The organism is Microbacterium hatanonis (genome assembly GCF_008017415.1).
Taxonomy (GTDB): Bacteria; Actinomycetota; Actinomycetes; order Actinomycetales; family Microbacteriaceae; genus Microbacterium; species Microbacterium hatanonis.
Genome location: NZ_VRSV01000001.1, coordinates 506630 through 533469, shown reverse-complemented (window position 1 = coordinate 533469; position 26840 = coordinate 506630). Strand labels below are relative to the sequence as shown.

The 26840-nt window shown below is 65.0% G+C and carries 12 protein-coding genes; 9 read left to right on the top strand and 3 right to left on the bottom strand.

Going from position 1 to position 26840, the window contains the following annotated elements; all coding sequences use genetic code 11:
* Positions 1-13: 13 nt before the first annotated feature.
* From FVP77_RS02505 to FVP77_RS02465, 9 genes are all read left to right on the top strand, one after another.
* Positions 14-5218, top strand: a complete 5205-nt coding sequence (locus tag FVP77_RS02505) for a DEAD/DEAH box helicase (RefSeq protein WP_147893101.1) — start codon at positions 14-16, stop codon at positions 5216-5218.
* Positions 5215-8067: a helicase-related protein gene (locus tag FVP77_RS02500; RefSeq protein ID WP_147893100.1), complete on the top strand. Its 2853-nt coding sequence runs from the start codon at positions 5215-5217 to the stop codon at positions 8065-8067. Before FVP77_RS02505 ends, FVP77_RS02500 begins: the two co-directional genes overlap by 4 nt.
* Positions 8064-12077: an Eco57I restriction-modification methylase domain-containing protein gene (locus FVP77_RS02495; RefSeq protein WP_147893099.1), complete on the top strand. Its 4014-nt coding sequence runs from the start codon at positions 8064-8066 to the stop codon at positions 12075-12077. Before FVP77_RS02500 ends, FVP77_RS02495 begins: the two co-directional genes overlap by 4 nt.
* Positions 12070-14391: an McrB family protein gene (locus tag FVP77_RS02490; RefSeq protein ID WP_187266786.1), complete on the top strand. Its 2322-nt coding sequence runs from the start codon at positions 12070-12072 to the stop codon at positions 14389-14391. The genes FVP77_RS02495 and FVP77_RS02490 overlap by 8 nt, the downstream gene beginning before the upstream one ends.
* Positions 14388-15614, top strand: a complete 1227-nt coding sequence (locus FVP77_RS02485; protein WP_147893097.1) for an McrC family protein — start codon at positions 14388-14390, stop codon at positions 15612-15614. Before FVP77_RS02490 ends, FVP77_RS02485 begins: the two co-directional genes overlap by 4 nt.
* Positions 15598-16371, top strand: a complete 774-nt coding sequence (locus tag FVP77_RS02480) for a winged helix-turn-helix domain-containing protein (protein ID WP_147893096.1) — start codon at positions 15598-15600, stop codon at positions 16369-16371. Before FVP77_RS02485 ends, FVP77_RS02480 begins: the two co-directional genes overlap by 17 nt.
* A gap of 26 nt (positions 16372-16397) precedes the next feature.
* A complete protein-coding gene (locus tag FVP77_RS02475) occupies positions 16398-18602 on the top strand; it encodes a 3'-5' exonuclease (RefSeq protein ID WP_147893095.1) in 2205 nt (734 codons plus the stop codon).
* Between the two features lie 94 nt (positions 18603-18696).
* Positions 18697-19977 (top strand): Shedu immune nuclease family protein, encoded by a 1281-nt coding sequence (locus FVP77_RS02470; RefSeq protein ID WP_147893094.1) that lies wholly within the window; start codon positions 18697-18699, stop codon positions 19975-19977.
* Between the two features lie 232 nt (positions 19978-20209).
* Positions 20210-22846, top strand: a complete 2637-nt coding sequence (locus tag FVP77_RS02465; RefSeq protein WP_246133945.1) for an AAA family ATPase — start codon at positions 20210-20212, stop codon at positions 22844-22846.
* A gap of 132 nt (positions 22847-22978) precedes the next feature.
* On the opposite strand, the gene FVP77_RS02460 is transcribed toward FVP77_RS02465, so the two are convergent.
* The 3 genes from FVP77_RS02460 to FVP77_RS02445 all read right to left on the bottom strand — a co-directional run bounded on the left by FVP77_RS02460 (position 22979) and on the right by FVP77_RS02445 (position 26735).
* Positions 22979-23857 carry a hypothetical protein gene (locus tag FVP77_RS02460; RefSeq protein ID WP_147893092.1) on the bottom strand — a complete coding sequence of 293 codons (879 nt, stop codon included), beginning with the start codon at positions 23855-23857 and terminating at the stop codon, positions 22979-22981.
* 971 nt (positions 23858-24828) lie between these two features.
* Positions 24829-25512 carry a hypothetical protein gene (locus FVP77_RS02450; RefSeq protein WP_147893090.1) on the bottom strand — a complete coding sequence of 228 codons (684 nt, stop codon included), beginning with the start codon at positions 25510-25512 and terminating at the stop codon, positions 24829-24831.
* Between the two features lie 68 nt (positions 25513-25580).
* Complete coding sequence (locus FVP77_RS02445; RefSeq protein ID WP_246134048.1) at positions 25581-26735, bottom strand: SIR2 family protein; 1155 nt, start codon at positions 26733-26735, stop codon at positions 25581-25583.
* Between the last annotated feature and the right edge of the window lie 105 nt (positions 26736-26840).

Genomic DNA, 26840 nt, shown 5'->3' with positions numbered 1-26840 from the left:
GGAGATTCCAGCGTTGGATGCGTTCAAAGTTCACCGCGATCTGATCGAGGACTATCGCCGCTTCACCGAGGGCTTTGTGGGAGCATCCGATCCCAAGATCCGTGACTACCTCGAGAAGCAGAGTGCCGACGGTCGGCAATGGCCCGACCCGTGGCTCTCGCTCAACCCGTCGTTCGCGACCGGCGGTTCTGTCGATGACCTGGTGTCCAGGGACGCGCTCCACCCCGACGCCGCGCAGATCTTCCGCGTCAAGAAGCACCCCGCTGACACTGGGGCCGAAGCGCCACTGGTCTTCCACAAGCATCAGCGTGATGCGATCGAGGTCGCTGCCACGCGGAAGAGCTACGTGCTGACAACCGGCACCGGTTCCGGAAAGTCGCTCGCCTACATCGTTCCCATCGTCGACCGCGTCCTCCGCGAAGGAAGCGGCAAAGGCATCAAGGCGATCATCGTCTATCCGATGAACGCCCTCGCGAACAGTCAGATGGAGGAGCTCAAGAAGTTTCTGCACTTCGGATTCGACGGCAAGCCGCCAGTCACATTCCGGCGCTACACGGGGCAGGAGTCCCGGGAAGAGCGCGAGGAGATTCTGGCTTCGCCGCCCGACATTCTGCTCACAAACTACGTCATGCTCGACCTCGTCATGACACGTCCTGACGAACGCCGCTCCCTTATCACCGCGGCTCGCGGCCTGCAGTTCCTCGTACTTGACGAGTTGCACACCTATCGCGGTCGCCAGGGCGCGGATGTCGGGATGCTGGTGCGCCGCGTCCGCGAAGCATGCGATGCGGCCGATACGCTGCAGTGCGTGGGCACGTCGGCCACGATGTCAAGCGGTGGGACGCTTGCGGAGCAGCGCACCGACGTCGGCAAGGTGGCCACACAGATCTTCGGTACCGAGGTCGTCGCGGAATCGGTCATAACCGAGACCCTTGTCCGCGCGGGTCGAGGGGACGACGTGTCGCCCGATCAATTGCGCCCGCTCGTGGAGCAGCGCGGCCCGGTCGAGGCTCCCAAGCTCTCCCTCACGGCGGCTGAGCTGGCATCCGATCCGCTCGCAGGATGGATCGAGCAGGAGTTCGGTCTCGATATCGAGATCGAGAGCGGACTGCTCGTTCGTCAGAAGCCGACCACAGTTGCGGCAGCGGCAGAGAAGCTCGCCACGATCGTGGGCGCGGACGAGAAGGAGTCCGCAAACGCGATTCGCGCCACCCTCCTCGCCGGCGCGAACGCGAAAAATGCCATTGGGCGCTCCTTCTTCGCGTTTCGCCTGCACCAGTTCCTCTCGAAGGGCGGCAATGTCTACGCCAGCCCCGAATCACCCGCGAAGCGCACGATCGAGACGAACTTCCAAGTGACGATGCCGGGTCCGCCCGAGCGACGTCTGTACCCGCTCGCCTTCTGCCGTGAGTGTGGTCAGGAGTATTACGTCGCCCGCCGCAGCGACCCGAAGGGGGCCGGAGTCGCTCACGCGCGGCACCAGATCCGCACAAGCGATCGCGCCGACGGCTATCTCTTCATCTCCGACGATCAGCCGTGGCCGCTCGATCCCGTAGAAGAGGGTCGTCTCCCCGGATCGTGGCTGTCAGTGACGGCGTCTGGCACCGGGGTGACGAAGCTGCGCGCGCCCGATGTGCCGGAGCGCGTCAACGTCACGTCCGACGGTCTCGTCACGCCCCTTGCCGCGGACGAGCTCCCGCAAGACACGCTCGCGGCGTGGATACCCGGCACCTTCCGCTTCTGCCTGGCGTGTGGTGTCTCGTACGAGCAAGCGCGCGCGTCGGAGTACACGAAGTTGGCGACTCTCGACCGCGAGGGCCGCAGTAGCGCGATGACCGTCCTCGCGACCTCGCTGCTCACCTCGCTCAAGGCCATCCCGAGCGATGAACTCCCAGCGCGCGCTCGCAAGCTGCTCACGTTCGTCGACAATCGGCAGGACGCGTCACTGCAAGCTGGGCACCTCAACGACTTCGTTCAGGTCGCTCAGTTACGTGGAGCGCTCCGCCACGCGGTCGCAGCAGCCGGCGCCGAGGGCCTCGACCTCATCGATGTCGGCGACACGCTCATCGACGCGCTCGACCTTCGCCCCATCGACTACCTCGCCGCGCCCGAGGGGCTCGCGACACGCGCCGGCCGGTCTGCGCTGAAGAGGGTACTCGAGTACCGGGCTATCGCCGACCTTCAGAGGGGATGGCGGGTCACGCTGCCCAACCTCGAGCAGACCGGGTTGGTGGTCGTCGACTACCCCGATCTTGAGGTGCTCGCCAAGGACGAAGACCGCTGGAATGAAGCGAACTTCCATCTCGCCGCGGCAGACCCGAAGCAGCGTCTCGAAGTCGCGAAGGTTCTCCTAGACGAGTTTCGCCGCGTTCTGGCCGTCGACGCCGAAGCACTCTCGCCCGACTCGTTCGAGCGGCTGCAGCGCCTCAGCCGCGAGTATCTCACCGGGCTCTGGGCGATCGGCGACATGGAACCGCCGGCAAACGTCGGCCTCGCCATCCCCGAAGCAGGGACCAAAGGCGGCGCGCGCAACATCCTCACCTTGACGGGACGTGGGGCGTATGGACGCTGGCTCCGCGACAAGGATCGCTTCGGCGTCGCCCTGAGTCCTTCCGAAGCCGACGAGGTCGTCGCATCCCTTATCGCCGTGCTGGAGCGCGCGGGGATCATCACCAAAGTCATCGACGAGAAGATATCCGGCTACCGTTTGCGTTCGTCCGCGATCGTCCTCCACGGGGGAACGGGCGAGTACGGGGCGCCCGACCCGGTACGCCGTCGCTACCAGGGCGAGCAGAAGCCTCGGGTTGTGGAGTACTTCCGCGACCTCTACCGCGATCACAGCCGTGATCTCGCGGGGCTGCTGGCAGCCGAGCACACCGCTCAGGTTCCAGCCGATCTCCGCATGGAGCGAGAGAAGCAGTTCACCGAGGCCGAGCTGCCGCTCCTCTTCTGCTCACCCACGATGGAGCTGGGCGTCGACATCGCCGAGCTCAACGCTGTCGGCATGCGCAACGTGCCTCCGACGCCCGCAAACTACGCACAGCGGAGCGGTCGTGCCGGGCGATCCGGACAGCCCGCGATCGTGATGACCTACTGCGCGACAGGCAACGCGCACGACACTTACTACTTCGAGCGGTCGCACCTCATGGTCGCGGGCCAGGTGATGCCTCCGCGACTAGACCTCGCCAATGAAGACCTCGTCCGCTCGCACGTCCAGGCTATTTGGCTCTCAGAGGCGCTCGCGGTGAGCGCAAAGGGTCTGGGCAGCTCCATGAAGGATGTGCTCGTCCTCGACGACACCGTGAACCGCTACCCGGTTGCTCCTTCGCTGCGTTCCAAGCTCGAAGACGGTGGCGCCGCCGCCCGTGCAACGACATCCACGATCGCGGTGCTCGAGCCTCTCCTCGAGGTCCTGCAGGGCGCGAACTGGTGGACCGACGCCTGGGTGCGCACGGTCATCGATCGGGCACCCGTCGAATTCGATCGAGCGTGCGACCGGTGGCGCGACCTCTATGCCTCCGCACGGGCCGAACAGCAGGCGGCGTTTGAGCAGACCAAGAACATCTCAGCTACCAAGCGTGATCGCGACGACGCCGAGCGTCGCCAGCGGGAGGCACGACAGCGCATCGACTTGCTGCTGAACGACGCCGGCGACACCGGCTACAACCAGTCCGACTTCTACACCTACCGCTATCTCGCATCGGAAGGCTTCCTTCCCGGCTACTCCTTCCCGCGCCTCCCGCTCGCGGCGTTCATCCCTGGCTGGGGCAATCGCCCCAGCAGCTGGCTGCAGCGCCCGCGTTTCCTGGCGATCTCCGAGTTCGGCCCCCAATCGCTGATCTACCACGAGGGCGCGCGATACCAGGTCACCCGCATCAGCCTGCCGCGCGAAGGCGGAGAGGCCGGCGGCGATGTCACCCTCACGGCGGCGAAGATCTGTGAGTCCTGCGGCACCCACCACCTCGACACGCAGAACGTCGACGTCTGCGTCACCTGCCAGACCGCTCTCCCCGCCGAGTGGAAGAACCTGCTACAGCTTCAGACCGTCCTCACGCGGCGTCGCGAACGGATCAGCGCCGACGAAGAGGAACGAAACCGGGTCGGGTACGAACTTCGCACGACCTACCGTTTCGTCCCCCGCGCGGGTCACCCGGGCAGGTCCACGGCAAAGGCGGTGACGGATGTCGATACTGAGGTTCTCGACGTCGTCTACGGTGACTCGGCAGATGTCCGTGTCACCAACCTCGGCCGCCGCACGCGGAAAGACGCCGATCGCCACGGATTCTGGCTCGACACCGTCAAGGGTCGCTGGCTGAGCGAGAAGGATGCCGCGCAGACCGACTCTGATACGGAAGAGACCGACGACAACGCACCTCTGCCTACCGACGTGAAGACCAAGGCCTTCGTCACCCCGTACGTCGAGGACCGCCGCAACATCGCCATCCTCCGCTGGGCAAGCAAGGTTGACGAGGTGCAGGCGGTCACGGCACGCTACGCCCTCGAGCGCGGCATCGAGGCGCGGTTCCAGCTCGAAGACGCCGAACTCATGAGCGAGCAGCTCCCTGACGCCGAGGAACGCGGGCGGCTGCTCCTTACTGAAGCCGCCGAGGGAGGGGCAGGAGTGCTCCGCCGCCTGCAGTCCGATGAGACGGCACTGGCGGATGCCGCGCGCGAGGCACTGGGCATTATCCATGTCGATCCCGACACGGGTGAGGACATTGGGGGTGCGTGTGGTGCCGGGTGCTACAAGTGCCTGCTCTCGTACTCCAACCAGATGGATCATGAGCGCATCGACCGCCGCGTCGTCGTATCCCTGCTCCTCGACCTGTCTCGCGCACGAGTGCAGCCGGATGAGACTCATCCGGTGACGGTTCCGAACGCGCCGACAGCGGACGGATCACCCGGGGCCAGCGGAGCGGCTCCCGAAGCAACAAACGTTCCCCATCCCGACGCCGAGCGTGCCGCATCCTTCCTGCGCCACCTCGAGTCACGCGGCCTACGGCTCCCATCCCGTGGGGAAGAAGAGGTGGGCGGACTGATCGTCGACTTCGTCTACGACACCCCGCTCGCCGTGGTCGTCGTTCACGACGACGTGCTCAAGGTCGACGCGACAGATCTCACCTTCGACGGCTACCAGGTCGTCACGGTCGGTCTCGACCGCGACTTCGATGATGTGATTCGCGAACACCCCAGCGTGTTCGGAGAGGCAGTGCAGTGACCGCGACCGACTTCGCCATTGGCTCACTCGTGACGGCGCGGGGGCGCGATTGGGTCGTCCTGCCCGAGTCTGTCGACGACTTCCTCGTTGCTAAACCGCTGGGCGGATCCGACGCCGAGATCACCGGTCTCATCCCCGCCGTCGAAGAGGTCACGGCCGCGACTTTCCCGCCTCCCTCTCCCTCCGACCGCGGCGATGACCGCAGTGGACGGATGCTGCGCGAAGCGCTCCGCATCGGATTCCGCTCGTCTGGAGGGCCGTTCCGCTCGCTCGCGAGCCTGAACGTCGACCCGCGCCCGTACCAGCTCGTTCCGCTGCTTCTGGGGTTGCGGCAGGAGACCGTGCGCATGCTCATCGCCGACGATGTCGGCATCGGCAAGACCGTTGAAGCGGGCCTCGTCGCGAGTGAGCTGCTCGCGCAAGGCACCGTGCAGCGCATGTCGGTGCTCTGCCCTCCGAGCCTCGCGGAGCAGTGGCGGGCAGAGCTGTCGGAGAAGTTCGGTCTGGACGCCCAGCTCGTCCTTCCTTCCACCGTGACGCGCCTCGAGCGTTCTCTCGCGGTCAACGAGTCGCTCTTCCAGCGGTATCCGATCACCATCGTGTCGCTCGACTTCATCAAGTCGGAGCGTCACCGTCACGAGTTCCAGCGCACGGCACCCGAGCTGATCATCGTCGACGAGGCGCACACGGTCGCAGCTGACGACTCTGGCACGGGATCGGCCGGGCGCACTCAGCGCTACAACCTCATCCGGGCCCTCGCCGACGACCGCGATCGGCACCTCATACTGACGACGGCTACACCGCACAGCGGCAACGACGGTGCGTTCCGCAACCTGATCGGTCTGCTCGACAACGATCTCAAGGCAGTGGACCTGACGAGTGAAAGCGGGCGGCGTCTGCTCGCCCGCCACATGGTGCAGCGCCGCCGCGGCGACATCCGCGACTATCTCGGCGCCGAGACCCAGTTCCCGAAAGATCGCCAGACGAGCGAGGCGCCCTACCAGCTCAGCGGTAGGCACAAGGAATTCTTCGACGACGTGCTCGAGTACATCCGCGGACAGGTGCAGGATCGCTCGGGAACGAAGCTGCAGCAGCGGGTGCGGTGGTGGTCGGCCCTGGCCCTCCTGCGGGCGATGGCGTCATCGCCTGCTGCGGCCGCCATGACGCTCCGCACCCGCGCCGCAACCACCGAGGCGCAGAGCGCCGTGGAGGCAGACGTCGTCGGCGCGGCCGAGGTGCTCGACCAGTTCGAAGACGAGGGTGCGGATGCCGCCGACCTCGTGCCGGGCGCTGAGCACGAGGCATCCGAAGCATCGCTCCTCCGCTCCTACGCTGATAGGGCCGACGATCTGGTCGCGAGCCCTGCAGACGACGCCAAGCTGACCCTGCTCACGACGCAGGTCAAAGCGCTGGTCAAGGACGGCTTCAGCCCGATCGTGTTCTGCCGATTCATCCAGACGGCCAAGTACGTGCACCAGCATCTCGCGGGAGCCCTCGGCAAGATCGAGGTCGAGGTGGTGACGGGCGAACTGCCTTCGGAAGAGCGCGCAGCGCGCATCGCTGCGCTCGCGGAGCGGACGGTCGACGCCCAGCGCGTGCTCGTCGCGACCGACTGCCTGTCGGAGGGGGTGAACCTGCAGAGCGACTTCCAGGCCGTCGTCCACTACGACCTCGCCTGGAACCCTACCCGTCATGAGCAGCGTGAGGGCCGTGTCGACCGGTTCGGTCAGCCGCGCGAGATCGTGCGTGCGCAGACCATCTACGGCGCCGACAACGGCATCGACGGCATTGTGCTCGACGTGCTCATTCGCAAGCACGACAAGATCCGCCGCGACCTCGGTATCAGCGTGCCGGTCCCGGCCCAGAGCGACGAGGTGCTGAGCGCACTGCTCGAAGGTGCGGTCATGCGCGGCAATGGCTACGAGCAGCTCACCTTCGACTTTGATCTCGAAGACGCCGATGTGAAGGGCTTCGATGCGGAGTGGGAGTCGAGCGCCGAGAAAGAGAAGCAGAGCCAGACGATGTTCGCGCAGCGGACGATCCGGCCCGACGAGGTGAAGGAGGCGATGGATGCCGCGCGCCGCAGCCTCGGCGAGCCTGGCGATGTGAGCGGCTTCGTCGCTGACGCGCTCACCGAACTGGGGGCCCTCCTTACCACGACCCACAACGGCTTCACCGCAGACCTCTCCCAAGTACCGGTTCAAGTCGTCGAGGCGCTTACGGCAGCAGATGGACGCCCCATCACCGACTTCCGTGGCGACTTGCCCGCACCGCGCCGGTCGGCGGTGCTGCAGCGCACTGATCCCACCGTCGCCGCGCTCGCGAACTACGTGCTCAACAGTGCGCTTGACGGCACGCTCGTAGCAAAGGAACGCCCGGCGAAGCGGGCAGGCATCCTCACGACCGACGCTGTCTCGAAGCTGACGACCGCCCTTCTCATGCGGTTCCGCACTCACCTTGTGCTTCCGGCCAAGGACAGAGCCCGAACGACCCTCGCCGAAGAGGCTCGAGTCGTCGCATTCCGTGGGCGACCGTCCGACCCCGAGTGGCTCTCTGATGACGAGGTCGAGCAACTCCTCTCGGCGAAGCCGACGGCGAACACCCCGGTTGACGTGGCGGAGAACACCCTCGGTGCGGTGGTGAACGCGATTCCCGCGATTCAGTCTCATCTCTCGGCCAGAGCCGAAGCCCTGGCCGCACAACTCGAGGAAGACCACGTCTCAGTCCGCGTGGCGGCGCGGGGCGAGCGTGCCGGCGCGCTCTCCGTGCGAGGGCTGTCGGTGCGTGCCCAGTTGCCGCCCGATGTGCTCGGCGTGTACGTGTATCGCCCGGCAGGAGGTGCGGCGTGAACGGCGATCTTCAGGGCATCCGGCTGATCGGCGGCGTGCTACCGGCGTCCCTCCTCTCCGGCATCCAGGCCAACGATTTGAAGTCGCCCCAGAGTCTGACAGGGCAGTCGTACCACCTCGTCGGCAACGAGAAGCCGAGGGATGCCGCGGCCCGCGCATGGTCGTACCTCCGGGGCGCGTGGACGGCGTGGCGTGAGGCTACGGCGAAGGAGCCTGGCCTTCCGGGTACGGGCGCCGCACGCGAGAAGTGGCTGCTGGTGCTGCTCGGCGAGCTCGGCTACGGGCGCCTGCCTGCCACACGGCAGGCCGAGACGATCGATGGCGTGGAGTACCCGATCTCGCACCGTTGGTATCACGTGCCGATCCACCTGCTCGGCCCCGGCGTCGATCTCGACAAGCGCAACGCGGGCGTTCCAGGAGCCGCCCGCGCACCCCAGGCGATGCTGCAGGAATACCTCAACCGGACGGATGCCGAATTGTGGGGCATCCTGAGCAACGGCACCCGCTTGCGACTACTGCGCGACTCGAGCGCGTTCGCCGGATCGGCCTACGTCGAGTTCGACCTCGAGGCGATCTTCGACGGCGAGCTGTACTCCGAGTTCCAGCTGTTGTGGCTGCTGTGTCATGTGTCACGGCTCGAGAAGCGCGGCGGGCAGGATGCCGCGGCCGCCGACTGCTGGCTCGAAGACTGGCGGGCCGAGGCCGCCGCGGCCGGTACGCGGGCGCTCAACCGACTGCGTGACGGCGTCGAGAAGGCGATCGTCACGTTCGGCACCGGATTTCTCTCGCACCCCGCGAACGACTGGCTGCGTGCGGCACTGCACAACGGGTCGCTATCTGACCGGGAGTACCACAAGGCGCTGTTGCGCCTGATCTACCGGATGTTGTTCCTGTTTGTCTCCGAGGATCGTGGTGCGCTGCTGGATCCCGCGGCACCGCGCGAGGCACGCGAGCGATATGACGAGTACATGTCGACCGCACGTCTGCGCAGGCTCTCGCGGATGCGCTCCGGCGGTGCGCATCCCGATCTCTGGCGCAGTCAGCGGATGGTGCTCGCATCCCTCGGAGATCAGGGGATGCCCCAGCTCGGAGTGCCGGCCCTCGGTGGCCTGTTCGATCCTGACCGTCGGGCACCCGAGATCGACGGAGCGCCGCACCGAGACCTGCTGCTCGGCGCCGAGATCACGAACAAGAACCTGTTGCGAGCCATCCGCCACCTGGCGTGGATCCTGATTCAGGGGCAACGCGCTCAGCCGATCGACTACCGGCATCTCGGTGCCGAAGAGCTTGGCGGTGTGTACGAGTCGCTCCTCGAACTGGTGCCGCGCGTCGATCTCGACACGCGACAGTTGGAACTCGCACACCTCGCAGGAAACGAGCGCAAGACCACCGGCTCGTACTACACGCCGCCGTCGCTCGTCTCCGCGCTCCTCGACGCGTCCCTCGACCCGGTGCTCGACGAGGCCGTGGCGGGAGGGCGCACGACCGAGGAGCGCGAAGCGAATTTGCTCGCAGTAACGGTGTGCGACCCGGCCAGCGGTTCCGGGGGCTTCCTGGTCGCGGCGTCGCGCCGCATCGCACGGCGCCTCGCCCAGGTGCGGTCCGACGAAGACGAACCCACGCCCGAAGCCGTGCAGCATGCTTTGCATGACGTCGTCGCGCGCTGCGTGTACGGGGTCGACATGAACGATCTCGCCGCGGAACTCGCGAAGGTGTCTCTCTGGCTTGAGGCAGTCGAGCCGGGGAAGCCGCTCGGATTCCTCGACGCTCGCATCCGCGTCGGCAACAGCCTGTTCGGAGCGACGCCCACGCTCATCGCCGGTGGGGTGCCGGATACCGCGTTCAAGGAGATTGAGGGGGACGACAAGAGGTTCGCCGCAGAGGTACGCAAGCGAAACAAGAACGAAGCAACCGGTCAGGGCCTCCTGTCGTGGGCCGACCCCGATGCGTTGGCCGCTACCAGTCGGCGTGAACGTGAGAGGCTGCTCGCGCCGAGCGACGATGTCGACGACATCCGCGCGCGCGGTGAAGCGTGGGACGCATACCTCGCCTCCGAGGCGCGGCAAGCGCTCAAACACCAGGCGGACGCGTGGGCTGCGGCGTTCGTCTGGCCGCTCAACGACGGCGCGGCGCTGCCCCCAACTTCTGGGGTGGTGCAAGCGCTTCTCGACGGCGACAGCATGGTCCAGTACGCCGACACGGTGACTGCCGTAGATCAGCTGGCGACCGAGTACCGGTTCTTCCACTGGCATCTGGAGTTCCCCGAGATCTTCGGTGCCACCTCCGGTGAGGGGCGCGGACCCGAAGGATGGACGGGAGGCTTCACCTGCATGCTCGGCAACCCACCGTGGGAGAGGGTGAAGCTGCAGGAGCAGGAGTTCTTCGCCGCTCGCGATGAAGACATCGCAAAGGCGCCCAACGCTGCCGCGCGAAAGCGGCTGATAGACAAGCTGCGGCAGGGGGGCGAAGCGGACCAGCGGCTCTATGACGATTTCATCGCGGAGCGACGACGGTCGGAGGGCATGAGCGCCTACCTCCGCCTGTCCGGTCGATACCCGCTGAACGGGCGAGGCGATGTCAACACGTACGCAGTGTTCGCGGAGCTCTTCCGCAGCATGACGGCCCCCAGTGGCCAATCCGGGGTGATCGTACCGACAGGTATCGCGACGGATGCGACGACGCAGTACTACTTCAAGGACCTCGTCGAGAGCAGGTCGCTGGCGGCGCTTTACGACTTCGAGAACTCGAAGCCGATCTTCGACGGCGTACACCGTAGCTTCAAGTTCTGCATCCTGAGCACGAGCGGGCGCGCCGTCGTCACGCCATCGGCGCAGTTCGCGTTCTTCCTCAACGACCCCCTGCAGATCGAGGCATCCCGCTTCACCCTCACACCTGAGGAGATCACGCTCCTCAACCCGAACACGGGCACGGTGCCGATCTTCCGCACGCGCCGCGACGCCGAGATCACGCTTGGGATCTACCGCCGCGTGCCAGTGCTCATCAACGAGAACGACCCCGTCAACGGCAACCCGTGGGGCGTCTCGTTCATGACGATGTTCCACATGTCGAACGACTCGCACCTCTTCCACACCCGCGAGAACCTCGAGTCCGACGGCTGGACGCTGAAGGGCAACATCTTCGAGCGCGGAGGCGATCGAATGCTCCCGCTCTATCAGGGGATCATGTCCGGTCCGTTCGATCATCGTGTTGCGGATGTTGTTCGGAGTGCCACGGCTGAGAAACGCCAGAATCAGCCGCAGTCAATCGATGACCTGCAGAAGCATGATCCGGAACGTGAGGCGATGCCTATGTACTGGGTCGCGATGAGGGAAGTTCGGAACCGACTCGGCCGCTACTCGGATGAAGGTTGGCTGCTCGGGTTCAGAGACATAACCAGCCCTACCAACGAGCGAACGCTCGTGGTATCTGGCGTGCCCACGTCTGCGGTTGGAAACAAGACGCCGCTGGTGCTTGGAGGCGACTCGGTAGTGCTCTACGGTCTGCTCGCAAGCTTCGCGGCGGACTTCATCATCCGACAGAAGCTCGGTGGGACGACACTCAACTTTTTCTACATTCGGCAGCTGCCGGTTCCGGGGCCGGTAGTGGCCAACGCCCGCTCGCAATGGATTGGCTCGTCTGCGTCGGTATGGATCGGCACCCGTGTCCGCGAGCTCATGGCGACCTCCCAGACTCTCGCTAACGCGCTAGGGGTGGGCACGCCGTTCTGCTGGGATCCGCCGCGGCGGGCTCGCCTTCTCGCCGAAATCGACGCGGCGTCGTTCCACCTTTATGGGATCTGTCGAGCAGACGTGGACTACATCATGGACACCTTCCCGATCGCGAAGCGGAAAGACGAGGCCGAGTTTGGCGAGTACCGCACGAAGCGGCTGATTCTCGAGAACTACGACAGGATGCAGGAGTGCATCGAGAGCGGCACGGAGTTCGTGTCGACGCTTGATCCCTTGCCCGGCTTCGGCGCGCGGCATCCCGAAAGGAATGACGATGCCTGACGAGCGCACCTTCGAGCGCGGTAGCGGAGCGAATCCCACGGTTGACGATGCCGCGTGGATGATTCTCGGCCCGGCCCTCCGCGGTGAGACGTCGCCGGTACTGCGTACCGACCCGACGTGGACGCGAGAAGCTGCGCGGACTCTTCGTGAGTTGATCACCGGAGAGAACGCCGACACAGGCCCACGAAAGTTTGTGACGAAGCTGCACGACCAGCTGGCGAACGCATCAAACGCCGTCATCGCCCTCGCGGCGGAGTTGCTGTGCGTCCAGGTCCTGCCCCTCAGCAACATCACACCCGAGACCAAACGCACGCGTGTGAATACTGTGCTGTCGTGGGCGACTCCACCGCTGCGACTACCCGAGACCGTTGACGAGGGGCTAGCCGCGGGCGGAACGTTCCATGGTGGGGCGGGCTTCAACATCCGCATCTGGCAGCAGGTGGTATGGCTCACCTACTTTGTCGAGGAATGGTGGGGAGCGCCTCCCGAGGAGCGCGATCGGGCTCTGCTCGACCCGTGGGCATTCCGCGATCTCGTGGATCGGGTGCAGGGCGGGTGGGAGCCCGCAATGCGGACGTCCCTGCTCGCTCTCGTGTGGCCAGGGTACTTCGACAGCGTCGTCAAGGACGCCGACCGTCAGCGCATCCGCGCAGCATTCGCTCATCACCTGCCAACCGGAGATGGCTCCGGCGCGTCCGACATCGACTACGACCTCTGGCGGATCCGCCAAGCCATTCAAGAGGTCGGACAGCCCCGCGTGGACTGGTACGCCGAACCATACGTCAGTGCTTGGGGAGGCCCCCCCTTTGCTCGCAAGGTGGGCGAGGGGCGACGGGCGTGGCTTGTGCGGACCGGCCAAGGAGGCGCGCAACTTGGGCAGCGATGGCGTAACGACGGATTCGTATCGGTGCCTGCGACAAACCTGCGGATGGATCTGGAGCACGCGACCGAATCGTCAATTCGCGATGCAGTAGACACCGGATACCCACACCTCGACTACGCCCAGCGGTTGCAGTTGACCCAGGCGGATCAGGCTTTCGTCCTCCGCATGGGGGTCGACGACCTGGTGCTCGCGATTTCCGACGAGAGCGCACACCTCGGGGTTGTCAGCGGCGAGACCTCGTGGGCCGAGCAAGCCGGATCGCGACTGCGTCGAGCGGTCGAGTGGATCCCCGACTCCATCGCGAAATCGGACCTGCCGGAGCCCGTGCCCGGCATGCTCGACAAGCAGGGGGACGTCGTCGACCTGACGAACGCGCTCGATGCGCTGGCAGCGCTCGCGCGCGAGATCACCGATACTGCGGAAGACGCTTACGCGGTAGATGATCAGCCGACCCCACAAAGACCGTTGGCTCTCAGCATCCCACCAGTCACTGACAATCTCGTTGCGGACCTTCACATGCCGCGTGATGTGTTGCAGGAGTGGCTCGACGTGCTCAGCGATCGGCGCCAGCTCGTGTTCTACGGCCCGCCCGGAACGGGCAAGACGTTCGTCGCGGAAGCGCTCGGGCGTCACATTGTGGGGAGCGATACCAACCAACTCCGGACGGTGCAGTTCCACCCGTCGTATGCCTACGAGGACTTCTTCGAGGGCCTCCGCCCGGCGGTGGAAAACGGCAACGTCACGTATCAAGTCGTCCCTGGCCCGCTTCGGACACTGGTGGCCGAGGCGACGACACCGGGCAATGAGTCGCGCCCGTACGTTCTCGTTATCGACGAGATGAACCGCGCCAATCTCGCCAAAGTCTTCGGTGAGCTTTACTACCTACTGGAGTACCGGGACCAGTCGATCAGTCTGCAGTACAGCAGCGACACCGACTTCCGCCTGCCGAAGAACCTTTTCATCATCGGCACGATGAACACCCTCGACCGGTCCATTTCGATGGTGGATGCCGCGATCCGTCGCCGGTTCCCGTTCGTCGAGCTGCACCCGGCTGTCGAGCCCGTGTCGGAAGTGCTCTCGGCGTATCTTGAGAGACAGGGTTCCGACGATCGGCGAGCCCGACTGCTCGACACGCTCAACGCTGGCATCGACGAGCGCGACCTGCAGATCGGACCCTCGTACCTGATGAAGTCATCGGCCCGCGACGAGTCTGGGCTCGAACGCATCTGGAAGTACGACATCCTCCCGCTGCTCGACGACCACTTCTACGGGGTACGCACGCCCGAGCAGATTCGGGCGCAGTTCGGGTTGGACGCGCTGCTCGCGCGGATCGGTGGTGTGCCTGTCGGCCCCGTCGACAGCGTGCTCGATTCCAAGGTGGCGGTTGAGCTCGCGCCGGCGATGGGCGATGAGGAGCCGGACGGCTCGTGACCGAGGTGCGCCGCCTGACGCTCTCCGAGTCGTTCGAGCCGTTCGTGGCTCAGCTCTCGGAGGCTCAATCGCGCGCGCTGCACGCCAGCAAGTTGGTGAGCGTCGTGTCCGCGAGTGCGGATTCGGCGGTCATGCAGCCCAGCGGTCGTGTCGGTGCTGTGCGGGTGGGTGACCTTCAGGTCGAGGTTTGGCCGAAGCAAAAGGTCAAGCTCGCGCACCTCATCTTCATGCTGGGGTACGCAGCCGACCCGGGCTTCCGGCCCGAGGCCGTCGACGCGGAGGCGTACGACGAGCTGTGGCCGGCGTTGGCGGAGTCGCTCGCCCGATTGTGCGAGCGGGCACTTCTTGGCGGAGTGCTGCAGGGATATCGCACGGTCGAGGAGTCATCGATCGTCGTGCGCGGTCGCATCCGGGTTGCCGATCAGCTTCGTCGGCACGCAGGTCAGATCTCGCCGACCGAGATCGCCTACGACGAGTACATGACCGACATCGCAGAGAACCGCATCCTGCGAACGGCACTGCGCCGCATGCGAGCCGTTCCGCGGTTGCGGCCGGAGGTCGCGGCAAGGCTGTCGCATCTCGACAACAGGCTCGACGGGGTGGCAGTGCTGCGGCGAGGAGCGCCGTTGCCATCGTGGCGGCCGACTCGTTTGAATGCGCGTTACGTCCCGGCGCTGCGCCTGGCCGAGCTGGTGATCCGGAACACGGCGGCCCAGGCGGGCGAGGGTGGCGTCGAGATCGCCGCGTTTGTCGTGACGATGTGGAAGGTCTTCGAGGACTTCGTCACGACCGCTCTGCGCGAAGCGATCGCTGAGGGTGGTCGACGGGCCGTGCCACAGAAACGCTGGCCGTTCGACGAGCCGCGCTTCGACGGCGTCGGACGCGTGCCCATGGCGATCGATCTGCTGGAGTACGACGGTACGGCGCCGGTCATGGTGTACGACGCGAAGTACAAGGCGGCAGCGGGCGACGGGGGCTATCCGAACGCCGACTTCTACCAGATGCTCGCGTATTGCACGACGGTAGGTCTCGACCGCGCCGTGCTCGTGTACGCACAGGGCGGCCATCCTGTCGACCGACGAGTCGTGAACTCGCCCGTGACGATTCGTGAGTGGCCGCTCGACCTGTCGCTGTCGCCGCTCGAGATGCTCGATTCGATCAGACGAGCCGTGGAGGCGGCATCCGAGCCGCTGGAAGGGACTGTGTATGGCGTTTCCGCATGATGATCTGATTGCAGACGAGCTCCTGAAGCTTCTGGCGGATCAGCCTGATGGCCGTGCCCACGGACCAGACACGTACGAGCCGCTTGCGAAGCGGTTCCCCGAACTGACCGAGGAAGATCTCGCGTCGCGAGTGCCGACGGGGGAACGCCGGTGGGACAGCAAGGTGCGATTCGCACGGTTGAAGCTGGTGAACCGTGGCCTCGTCTATCCCGCCAAAGAGGGTCCTTCGCCTCAGCGCGGCGTATGGATTCTCACGGATCCGGGGATGGCTGTGGCACGCGGTGAAGCGATAGAGAACCCCACACCGGCCGACCTCTCAACAGGCGCTGAGGGGATCATTCTCGGGTGGAATCGCTCATTGTGGGACGGATGGGACGAGACCTACGAGGGCGCGATCAACATGGTGATGGCCGGGGCGACGTACGAGACCCGTTGGTCGGTCGGTTCCCGTGTCGATGTCGCGTCAGGCACTGACGCCTGGCTCCTGCGCCAGGGAGGACCGTACGGAATCGTGGGTCATGGGGTCGTCACCTCTGAGCCATTCGAAGGCGAGCACTTCGCGAAGCCTGGTCAAACGTCGCGCTACGTCGACGTCGCCTTCGACGTGCTGCTGGACGAGGTTGACATCCTCAGCCGCGACATTCTCGAGCAGGCAGTGCCCGAGGTCGCATGGCGTTATCAGTTCCAGTCGGGCAATCGGATCCCGGCGGAGATCAACAGTCAGCTCGTCCAGCTCTGGAACAACCACATCTCCTAGTCCCAGCATCCGAGGATCTCTAATCAGTGCCTGAAGTCACCCTGTCGAAGACCGACGACCACAAGCTCGACAAGTCCGTCCAGGCGAAGGTCCTGACGTTCCTGATGAAGCTGCGCGAGGACGACTCCGCGTACGGGCTGCGCATCAAGAAACTCGAGCAACAGAAGGACCCTCGCGCCCGGACAGGGCGCGTCGACGACTCTTGGCGCGCATTGCTCTTCTGCCTCGACCACGCTGGCGAACGCACGTACGTGTACGCCGGCACCTATGAACATGATGAGGCAATCGAGCGCGCGCGGACGCGCGTGCTGCGCACCAATCCGGTCACGCACGTCGCCGAGATCATCGACGCGACTGCGCCTGCGCTCTCGCCTAAGATCGTCGTCGACTACAGCGGACCCGGGAAACCGATCTCTTTTCTCGGGGACCACGGATACCCCGTTGCCGACTTAGTCGGCGGCCTCGGTTTCGAGAAGGTCGACGCCCAGCGCCTGTATTCCGCGACGTCTGAAAACGATCTCGCGGCCATGGCCGACAACTTCGAGAACGAATGGCAGCGTCTGGCGATTCTCGGGATGGCGGTCGGCGACACGATCGCGAAGATCCGCGCCGACCTCGGTCTCGAAGACGCGGACTCCGTCACTGCCCACGGCGGCGCCGAGATTGGCCCCGACGATCTGCTCGGTGACGCGGAACTCCTCGGTGCGCTCATGAGCCCTGCGAGCCGGATGCAGTTCACGCTCGTCAGCGACGACGAAGAACTCCGCCGCATTCTCGAGGAGGGTGACTTCGGCGCGTGGCGCGTCTTTCTGCACCCCGAGCAGGTGAAGTATGTCGAGCGGGACTTCAACGGCCCGTTCCGACTCACCGGCGGCGCCGGCACCGGCAAGACCGTAGTTCTTCTGCACCGCGCGCGGCGACTTGCCTTAGCTGATTCCGGGGCACGCGTGGTGCTGACCACCTTCACGAAGGCGCTCGCCGGCATGCTGCGGCGCGACCTCGCACGGCTCGACGACGGGATCCCGCAGACATCGTTGCTGGGTGAGCCCGGCGTGTATGTCACAGGAATCGATGCGCTCGCCGCGACCGTCCGCGACCGTGCGGGGAATGACTTCTGGTCGGTCGCCGGCGAGGCGGTGTTCGGTGCTGCGATCACGGAGCGGACATCGATGGTGTCGAACAGCCAGGGGTGGGATGCCGCGGCATCCGTTCTCGCCGACGCTCCTGCCGACACCACGAGCCCTGCCTTCCTCGAGGCGGAGTACGTGCAGGTCATCCTGCCGCAACGCGTGCGCACCCTCTCCGGGTACCTTGCCGCTCGGCGACCGGGCCGAGGCGTCGCTCTGGACCGCGCTCGGCGCGCCGCCGTGTGGACAGCGGTCGAGGCATATCGCGCAGGTGCCGCCAAGGCGCGGCGACTGACTTGGGCCGAGCTGTCGGCGATGGCCTCTGCGTATCTGGAGTCTCGCGCGGGCGAGGCGCCGGCCGACCATCTGCTCATCGACGAGGGGCAGGATCTCAGCCCACTGCATTGGCAGCTCGTCCGTGCGCTCGCCCCTGCCGCGACCAACGACGTCTTCATCGCCGAGGACGTGCACCAGCGCATCTACGGGCACCGGATCGTGCTCTCGCGGTACGGCATCAAGGTCGTGGGGCGCTCACGGCGCCTGACACTCAACTATCGGACCACTCAGGAGAACCTGGTGTACGCACTGCGTATGCTCGAGGACGCGCACTACATCGACGCGGCCGAGGAGACGCAGAGCAGCCACGGGTACCGCTCCGTTCGTCGTGGGCCTGCGCCGCGCCTTTTCGGCGGCAATCACGTATGGGAGCAGACCGACGCCGTCGCCCACGCGATCGCGGACTGGCAGGCGGCCGGCGTGGGAGATTCGATCGCGATTCTCGGACGGACTACGGTGGCGCTCAAGCGGCTGCAGCGGCAGCTGGACGATCGAGGCATCGCAACGGCGCTGTATGAGGAAGCCATCACGCCGGGGACGCCCCTGCTCGTGACCATGCACAGCGCCAAGGGGCTCGAGTTCTCTCGGGTTGTGCTCTTCGACGTTTCGGAGGGATCGGTGCCGCTGCCGCTCGCCCTGCACGGCCTGTCGGGGGCGGATCTGGAGGACGCGATGCTGCGGGAGCGTTCATTGCTCTACGTGGCCGCTTCGCGGGCGCGCGATGAATTGATCGTCACCTGGGCCGGCGGTCCATCGGAGTTGCTGTGAGTGCGACCTGGCCGCTCGTCGAAAGACAGGAGGCGGCGCCGTCTACGAGGTCGCGAGCTTCCCTCACGGATAGAGGCGAGGGTGGGAAGTCAAAGTGATTGCCTTCGAAGACCGCGGGAATCAAGTCGTGTTGGCTTATACACCCGAGCGAAGCTCCGTCGACTGGCTCGACGAGAAGCTTGCCGCTGACGGGAGCTATCGCCTCGCGTGGTCATTCACACTGCGAAGGAAGGATCTGTTCCCTGCCCAAGAGGTCGACGATGAGTGGGACGAGCCCGAGGTCCGTCGGTTCGTGGTTGGGTACCTCGATGGCGAGTATCGCCGAATTCGCGCCGATGTACTCGGGACGAAGCACGATGTGCTGATCGACAGGCGTCATCGGTTGAACCGAAAGACGTTTGTCGCGCAGCAGAACATCTCGATCTTCCGGCGAGTCAGCGAGCTCTCGGACGAGGAGGTCGTGGTCGGTGGCGATCGGGAGGGAGCCATTCCGCTGGAGGAGTTTCGCCGCTTGCTCGATGAGTTCCCGACGACCGCCGAGATGAGACTGTACTCCTATGTTCGAGTGACTCGAGTGCTGCGCGAGTACATGGAGACGATGAGCGACGCCGAGGTGAGGCTCGCTGAACACATGGAACGACGGCGGCGGCGCGGAAACACGATAGAGCGGACCGTTGCGAAGGAGCGGCTCCCAGCTGCAAATGAACTGGAGTTGGAAAAGTTCACCTTTGTCCGGAACCGAATGGCCGAGATGCTGCGTGACGCCGAAGCGTACTCCGAGGCTGAGTGGCAGCGCACCGTTGCCGACCTCTTTCTCCTGGTCTTCCCTCAGTACCTCGCAGTGCTGCAAAAGGTTCGCGTGAAGGAGCATTACTCGAAGCGGCCGAACGCAACCACTCGTGAACTCGACCTGGTGTTGGTCTCCGCTAGCGGCGCCGTCGACATTCTAGAGATCAAGAAGCCCTTCGCCAACGGTCTCATGTCCGTGAGCCAGTATCGCGACAATCATGTGCCACGTCGCGATCTGTCCGGCACCGTGGTTCAGGTGGAGAAGTACCTCTTCTATCTCAGCAAGGCGGGTCCAGAGGGCGAGAAGTCCATCGAGGAGAGCCATGCCGGAGAACTGCCAGATGCGCTCAAGATCCAGATCACTAATCCCAAGGCCTTCGTACTCTCGGGGCGGGATGACAATTTCTCCGACCGACAGGCTTTCGACTTTGAGTTCGTCCGTAGGAAGTACTCGAATGTGGTCGACATCATCACCTACGACGACCTCCTCAGAAGACTTGACAACATTCTGCTGGCATTGAGGAAACGTGCGGAAGACGCGGAGTCAGACGCCGGGTCGCCACCCCTCGGACACCGACGAGACTAACTCCAGTTAGCCGATGATTGCCACGATGCACGCAGGCACCGTGGGTGAGCAACACCGTTTAGCACCACTCCCCTGCACGTACCTGCACATGAGAAAAACCCTGGATAATGGGCAAAACTCACCTTATCCTGGCGGCATGCGAGGAGGCCTCGAGCGATGGAAGCGAGGTGTCGAATCCCGGGGGGTTCGACAGGCGATCGGCTACGCGCTGGAGGGCACCTGCGATGCTCACTTGCGGCACTCCCCCGGCGTTGACGCGCTCGAATCCTACAGCGCCGCATCCGATTCGACCGTCTCACGATTCATCGTCGCGAACGGCGTCATCACTTTTGACGAGCTCACCACCGGCGGTCTGCGAGTCTGGCTCACCGGACACGATCCGGTCACCGGCGACGAGCGCGGCCATCAGCGGCTGAGCCCCGACGCCGACCTGCTGCTCGACGGAACGCTCAACCACCCGAAGTCCTACAGCATCGCTGCGCTACTGCATCCCGAACTCGCCGCCGAGTTCGAAGCGCTGCAAGACCGTCTGCGTGAACGCATCCTGCTCACGTGGCAGACGGAGCTCAACGCGCGGCGCGGGCACGGAGGGCTCATCCGCGAGGAGATCACCCGCATCGAGGTGGTTGAGCTGCAGCATCGCCGCTCGCGCGCGCTCGACCCGCACATCCACCGTCACCTCTGGCTGAACATCAAGGTGCGCGGCGCGGACGGCAAGTGGTCGAACCTCGACTCGCGCGTCGCGATGAAACTTCACACCGTCGTCAACGCCGAGGGCGAGCTCGCCGCCCGCACCGATCCCGCCTGGATCGCCGCGCTCGCCCGGCACGGATACACGCCCGACGACACCGGCGAGATCGCCGAACTCGCCAGCGCCGTCCGACCCTTCTCGCGTCGGTCGGCGCAGATCGAAGCCAACCGCGCGCGCCTGATCGCGGAGTGGTCGGCGGCGCACGGAGGATCTGCGCCGAGCGTGGAGGTGCTGCAGCAGATCGATCGGCGTGCGTGGGCGGTGTCGCGTCCGACCAAGCCGGCCGATCTCGATGAGGCGTCCTGGGAGGCGCGCGTCCGCAACGAGATCGCAGCGATCGAGCCGAGTCTGATCACCCCGCGCGCACCCATTCCCGACAGTTCAGCTGACCTGCTTACTGTCGACCTGGATCTGCTTGCCGCACAGGCGGTCGTCGACGCGGACGAACGGTCCACACCATGCGGCGGGAGGTTCAGCAGCTTCGACATCCGCGCGGGCGCAGTACGCGCGCTCTCCCGCACGGGCATCGTTGCGGAGCGCGACCGGCTCGATGGCGTGATCGCCGAGATCACAGGGCGCGCCACCCGCTCCGTCTATCGGCTCGTTGCGGATGATCCGCCAGCTCACGTTAAGGCGTTCATGGCGACCGAGACCGCACGCGCGAAGGTGCGTCTCGCCGGCCGATTGGACGCGCTCGCCCTGCCCGGGCGCTCCCTGCTGCCGCACGAGTTGCACCGGCTCGCACCGAACGAGGACCTATCGCGACTGGATGCGTCGCAAGGCGTTGCCGCGTGCGCCATCGCTGGAACGGACGGGCTCGTTACGGTGACCGGCCCTGCCGGCACGGGCAAGACGACGATGCTGCGCGCTGCGTTCACGGCGCTCACCTCGCAACGGCGGCGGATGCTCGTTATTGCACCCACGCGAAAAGCGGCATCGGTGGCGTCTCGGGAGGTCGGGGCCGCAGCATCCAGTGTTCATGCCCTGCTCTCGGATCACGGCTACCGATGGGGCGCCGACAAGGCCGGCGCGAAGGTGTGGACCAGGCTTCGAGTGGGAGAAGTCGATCCCAGCACGGGCGCCGTATTCGGGGGACCAACGCAGTACGTGCTGCGTTCTCGCGATCGGATCGTCGTCGACGAAGCCGGCATGGTCGACCTTCAGACGGCGAACGTGCTCGTCGAGCTCGCGATCGAGCAGCGTGTCGGGCTGGCCTTCGTGGGTGACACGCATCAGGCGTTGCCCGTCGGACATGCAGGCGCGATGGGCTCCGCGATCCGGCACGCGAACGCTGCGGTCGAGCTCGACACGGTGCATCGGTTCCGCGATCCCGACTACGCGGCGCTCACGCTGCGGCTCCGGGATGCGGGTGATCGCCAGCGTGCCCTGGTGGTTGCGGGCGAGCTTACGGAACACGGTCACGTCGACCGGGTCGAACATCACGACGCGGCGCGTGAGCGGATGATCGACGCCTACTTCGAGTGGCACGGACGCGGCAAGCGGGTGACGCTGGTATCCGGGACGAATGCTGAGGCGGACGCAATCAACGACGCCATCCAGCAGCGGCGAGTCGATCAAGTCGAGCTCGACGTCCGCGTCGCCGCGTCGGGAATCGGGCAGCAGCGCATCCTCGTCGGCGACACCCGTCGCAACGACCGGCTCACGGGAGTCGAGAATCGCGCGCAGTGGATCGTGCGCGGCATCCGCGACGAGTACCTGTCCCTTGTCTCCGTGAGCGACAGTGGCGAGGTGAGGCGAGTGTCCACTGAGTATGCGCGGGAGCACCTGCAGCTCGCCTACGCGTCCACCGTGCACGGTGTGCAGGGCGACACCGCCGACGCCTCGGTTGTCGGGCCGGATGTGGATGCCGCGGGACTCTACGTCGGCCTCACGCGCGGGCGGGTGCACAACGTCGCGATCGTCGTCGCGCGGACGGATGCCGCGGCCCGCGAGTGCCTCGCCGAGTCGATGCAGCGCGGCACTCCGGAGTTGACGATGCAGGATGCTGTGCGCGCGGCAGAGACGGAGGTGCGTCGCGCGGCGCGGAACAGGGAGTCGGCGATAGCTACGGGTCCGGTGGGCAGGGCGCCGAGTGGTGTGCGCGAGATCGGGATCTAAGGGTGATCGATCGGTGGGCGCTCAGCGCGCCAACGCTCGGGCCTGCTGTAACTGCGCGGCTGCCGAGCTAGCGATGCTCCCGCACGATTCCCGCCGCCAGTTCTTAGGAGGACCGTCTTACGTGCGCGTCGGTCACCCCTCGCCGACGGCCCGCGCCTCTGACCCCCCGGTTGATTCTTCGCCTGAGTCTGTGGCGATCTCGCCCGCCAGGTATCGGTAATGTCGATCCGGGTTCTCAAGGGAGAGCGGCGGCGAGAAGGCTTTTTCATACTCCAGGAGCGGCCGCCCAGCGAATGTCGGCTGACCGCCATTTCGTGGCCAGATCACCGAGAAGGGCTCGACGTTGAGGTGTCGGTAGAGCTTTACCACCTGCGGTGCGCCGCCGACACTGGGCAGCGATGAGTCCGATATGGCTTCCTCAAGGACCTGAAGCGGTTCCATGTCCAGGCCCTTCGTTGGTGGTCGAGAGAAGCCGTCGCTGAGCAACGACTGCAACCGAGTGCGAGACGCAAGCGCTCCATCTCCGAGGAACCACACGGTGTGCCGATTTGACCGAGCACCCGAAAACCTCCGGCGATTCTTGCGGTAAAGTCGCTCGCCGCGATCCCACGCGAACTCCCATATACGGAACTCGCCAATTTTCCAGGAGAATCCGCCCAGCAGGTATCTCGTGTTAGCAAGGGTGTCGTCCAAGGACTCCCCGATCGTTGTACTCGCCATTGCGACCATCTGATTCAGGATGTCCTCGAAGAGCGCGGCCACTTGCGTGACATCAAAACGTCGCTCGACCATCGCGGGATGTGTCTCGAGAGCCCGATTCAGCTGAAGCATCGCCGGGTAGGTGAACTCAGTTGTTCCCGTGAAGCTCATTGCCATATCGGTTCGCGCGAAGGTGAGCACCTTGGGGCTCGTATCCCAGCGCTCGGGTCCCGCGCTCAGGCGCGAATCTGAAGCCATCACTAGCTCACGAACGTCGGAGCGATTGCGTAGCCAGGCGACGGTCAAGGTCATGGGAATGAGACTAGTTCCGGAAGGTGTCGCGAGCCCGATCATCGGGCGACGCGCCGACTGAGTGGGCAGCGTCATCCAGCGACGGCCGTCATCCGGAGATTGATTAGTTGCAGACCGAACGGCGGGCACGACGATCCGTTCAGCGCATACGGCTCCGCCGCGTACCTAAGGGTCCGTGTAAGGGGTTGTCCGGGACGTTTGTCGGCGTTCTAGTATGCGACTACCGGCGCTCCGCGCAAGAGATCACGGTTGCTGGCGCCTATTCGTACACCTGAAACTTCGACGGGCACGGCAAATGAGCCGATGGAGTCGATGTATCGAGTTGAGTTCGTTCGCCCCGCGTTGCCTCTCCTGCGCACGCCACCGACCACGCCGGAATCGGTGAAGGCGGAGACAGCGAGCGCCGGGAAACTTATTTTCCAGGCGCCAGGCACAGCTGGGAATCGTCTGCGCCGCGCAGTTGAAGAGCTGATGGACGCCCACAGTGTCGGCAAGACGAAGACGGACGGGAGAACTGGCAAGCGGTCTCCTGGTAGTTTGCACGCCAGAATTCAGGACTTTGGAGTCACCCATCCAAGTGAAGCCGAGTGCTTCTCGCGGTGAATTGGATCGGCAATGAGGCTACGCATGGTCGCGGGTTGTCCACAGACGACGTGTTGATGTGTGCCGAGGTTCTCGAAGCGGCGCTGGTGTCTCTGCACGACCGCAACGACGTGGAGCTTCTTGCGTTGATCCGCAGGATCAATAGACAGAAGGGTGTTGGGCGCCGCTTCAACGTAACCTGGAGAAGGTTGGGTCTGTGTTCGTCCGTTCGTCCGCCGACCGGCAAGCGGTCGCGTCAGTAGCGGGTTCAAGTCCATCACTCACCTTCCAGATCGGCGCAACAACGCCGCCCGGGGCGACTTCGGCACCCCCTGCTCTTGCCCGCCGAACTGGCCGCGCTCAGCGACCCGAGTGCGGCGTGCGCGAGGTCACGCGCGAGATCCGGTGTAGTCTGCGCCGAGTTCGCTTACGACCTGTGCGGCAGTCATCGACCCCTCCCGCCAAGCGACCAGAAGGTCGGCCACTCGCTCAGCGCTCTTCGATCCGAGGAGACCCCGCGGTATGCGGTTTTCGTCGTCTACGTAGCTGAAGGCAGCTCTCAGGACCTCTCGTTGCTCCGCCGTACTGTAGATGCGCGCGAGCCTGATGAGACCCATTACGTCGCGCCGGTCCCTCTGGGCAGCGGCGTAGTTCGCCTGCAGATTGCTAGCGAACTCGTGGAGCCTTTGAACGATCGGGATGAGGGACGCTACGAACAACGCTTCTCTCGCTTCCTCCCGCCGGGACTCTTCACGAATCGCCTCCCAGTTTCGACGACTAGTTTCCACGTCCTGGGCAGCAGAGAGGCGATCACGATCGGCTTGCCGTTCGCGGGCGGCACGTGCATCCTCCAGTGCCTTCTGCGATGCCTCGTGTCGGGCGAAATCGTCTGCGGCATCTCTCCTCTGTTGCGCCCTTAGCATCAGCGAGAACACGTACGCCGCGCCAGCACCGATGACAGCGCCGATAAGCGTTGCGAGTAGGACGCCGAGGAATCCGTCCCAAGGGTCGTTTAGGGCGTTGACAATTTCATCAAGACTCCGGCAGAGTTCATCGACAATCCCGCACGACATGATGGAAATCTAGTGGCTGAACAGCGCGCGCTCACAACTCCCGGAGCCGGCGGCCGTGCACCCACCGGTCACCCGTGAAGCGTAGCCAGACCTTCTGCCGCACCCACTGAGAGAAGATCCAGTTGGAGCGGCGCCCAGGTTGCGTGACGACCGAACTCGAAACCCCCGCCAGATGCGGCCTGACTCAGGGTAGAGAAGTAGCTTGGTGCGACGTCGCCGCTCGTCCATTTCTCGATTTCTGGATTCACTATTGAAATGCGGTCGGCGATGTCGCTGTTTATCCATCTAGTAAGGGCAGCGTTGATGTGCCGATCGCCGAATGAGTAGCCGACGATGGTCAGCCAATGAGTCTCGGCGAGCAGTCTGTCGAGCTCCACGAGCATCGCCAGAAACGGGCCGTCACTGCGAAGCTTCGAACCCAGGCCGAAGACCATGGCTGGATTGGCGGCGATCTCGTCATTGACCCTGACTAGGTGATCGCTGAGTATCCGTCGCTTCCTGGGTCGCGCGTGGTGCAGCGCGTAATCCAAGGACCCGTGAAGCTTGAGCAGTCGCACATCGACGTCATGGCGCCATTGCCAGCCGTACCCGCCTCGCCACTGGTCAAGCCCTGTATCGAACGACAGGCCCAACTGCTCACTTGCGGTCTCTATCGTTAGGTCGTAATTCAGCGTGGCCACCGCCTGCAGGCCGCTCGCGTTCACGAGCGGACTCAAGTACGTCACGCGCGACGGCTCGACACGGAGCACCTGGACGAGAGCGGCAAGCATCTGTCGTTCCAATTCCAGAAACAGGGTGTCGGACGTTGGTTGGGTGAGCGCGAACACGCCGTCCTCGAAGGCTGACTGCAGCTCGCTGGCCCCCGCGTGCTCGCCATAAAGGGAGTCTCTGAACTCTCGAGCCCACGTCTCGGGAAGCCCGGACGGCCCTGTCGCCGCGTCTACGTTTCCGTTCCACCTCTCCACAAACGCCGAGATATCGAGACTGTCCCGCCTACTGAGCGTGGTTACGGCGGAGAAGACTCGCTCCACATCCGGAACGTCGAACGCGTCACCACCGCGGCTAGTGTCATGCTGGACTATGGCGCCAATGACCGCGTGGAGAAGTTGTCCAGCGGGATTCCTGTATGACCCTCGCCCAAGGCGTTCCGCAATCGCGCGCGTCATCTTGACGCTCGTCGCAAGTCCAGCATCAGCCGACGCGCCCGCGCCGAGTAGGAACATCTTCACGTGACTTGTGTATCAGCTTCCGCTCTTCGTACTCCCCCGAGTACTCGTTTCCTCCAGGCTCAGCACGCACGGGAGTAGCGCCGGGCGCGGTGCCGTCGG

Excerpts from the sequence above, each read along its gene's own strand:
- FVP77_RS02445 (WP_246134048.1), bottom strand. The coding sequence starts at position 26,735 with ATGTTCCTACTCGGCGCGGGCGCGTCGGCTGATGCTGGACTTGCGACG.
- FVP77_RS02460 (WP_147893092.1), bottom strand. The coding sequence starts at position 23,857 with ATGACCTTGACCGTCGCCTGGCTACGCAATCGCTCCGACGTTCGTGAG.
- FVP77_RS02450 (WP_147893090.1), bottom strand. The coding sequence starts at position 25,512 with ATGTCGTGCGGGATTGTCGATGAACTCTGCCGGAGTCTTGATGAAATT.
- FVP77_RS02490 (WP_187266786.1), top strand. The coding sequence starts at position 12,070 with ATGCCTGACGAGCGCACCTTCGAGCGCGGTAGCGGAGCGAATCCCACG.
- FVP77_RS02480 (WP_147893096.1), top strand. The coding sequence starts at position 15,598 with ATGGCGTTTCCGCATGATGATCTGATTGCAGACGAGCTCCTGAAGCTT.